This window comes from Cupriavidus sp. 05L310 (assembly GCF_056398185.1).
In genome coordinates this window covers 1-1,491 of the sequence record NZ_JBFTOX010000156.1, presented here as the reverse complement: position 1 = coordinate 1,491, position 1,491 = coordinate 1, and the positions used below count along the sequence as shown (strand labels likewise).

Below are 1,491 nucleotides of genomic sequence, written 5' to 3'. Positions count from 1 at the left end.
CATGCGGTTATACACATCGTTGACCCACCGAAGCGATCCTGGCGCCCCGGAAAAGTGTTTACATTCAAGGACTTGAAGCGGCACTTGTAAACTGTCTGAGTCTCGCGTTTACTTCTGCCTTTTTGGGTGACGCGTTGACGATTGAATCGACACACTGGGCAGAGACTGAATTCGCCCGACTGGATCTCGGTGATGCGCGCCTCGACAAGCGAGCGAGGATATTGATGGAGCGATTTGCGGCTGATCCGATGGCCAGCGTACCGAAGGCGTGCCACGGCTGGGGCGAGACCATGGGAGCCTATCGCTTCTTTGGCAACGACAGCGTTGACTGGCGCGATATTCTGGCGCCGCATTGGCAAAAGTCCCAGCAGAGAATGCAGGCCCAGCCGGTCGTGCTGTGTCTTCAGGACACGACGGGACTTGATTTCAACGGCCAAGCGGCGATCGGTCTGGGGCCGCTGAACTATGAAGCCCAGCGGGGCATGTATTTGCACGCGACCTACGCCGTCACGCCGCAACGCGAGCCGCTTGGCGTGCTGGACGCGTGGATGTGGGCGCGCGAGAAGCGGGACAAATTCGGCAAGCGCGGCGGGCCAAAGGAGAGCCTGCGCTGGATCGAAGGTTACGAGCGCATCGCTGAAATGGCGGCGGAGTTGCTCAACACGAGGCTGGTCTACGTCGCTGACCGCGAAGCAGACCTGATGGCGTTGATGCTTCGTGCTCAAGAGCTCGGTACGCCTGCGGACTGGCTGATACGCGCCGCTCACAATCGCTGCCTGCCAGATGGCGAGAAGCTGTGGCAGCGCACCGCCGACGGCAAGCCCGTTGGCGCGATTGCCTTCACGATGGGATCGCGGCATGGCGTCAAGGCGCGTACCGTGCGCCAGCAACTGTGGGTGCAGCGAGTTGACCTGCCTGCAGGCAAAGGCAAGACAGTCGCGGCGACGTGCATCCTCGCGCGCGAGTTCGATGCACCGGCCGGCGTCAAGCCAATCGAGTGGCGCCTGCTGACAAATCGTGCCGCGGCCAATCTGGACGATGCGATTGAACTTATCGACTGGTACCGCGCGCGCTGGGAGATAGAGACTCTCTTCAACATCTTGAAGAACGCCTGCCGCGTTGAAGTGCTTCAGTTGTCGGCGGTGGAACGCCTTGAGCGCGCTTTGGCGCTGTTCATGGTCGTCGCCTGGCGCATAGCGCATTTGATGAGACTCGGACGCACTTGCCCCGATCTGGACGCTGAGTTGTTCTTCGACCCTGATGAAATACGCGGCGCCTATCTGCTGACCAGAGTCAAGCAGCCGGCCAAGCCAAGCCTGAACGAGGTGCTGCGCCTGATTGCACGCCTTGGCGGATTCCTCGGCCGCAAGAGTGATGGCGAGCCTGGCGTGAAGACGATTTGGCTGGGGCTGAAAGAAGTTCATGTCGCGGCGAAGACACTGCGAGGCTTACGAGCCGTCGATGATGGGGACAATTGTGTATAACCACATG

At 60.4% G+C, this 1,491-nt stretch carries 1 protein-coding gene; it reads left to right on the top strand.

Annotated elements, in window-relative coordinates:
- Window positions 1-134: 134 nt before the first annotated feature.
- The gene (locus AC1DS6_RS42575) at window positions 135-1,484 is read left to right on the top strand and encodes an IS4 family transposase (RefSeq protein WP_477104801.1); all 1,350 of its coding nucleotides are present in this window, start codon (window positions 135-137) and stop codon (window positions 1,482-1,484) included.
- Window positions 1,485-1,491: the final 7 nt, after the last annotated feature.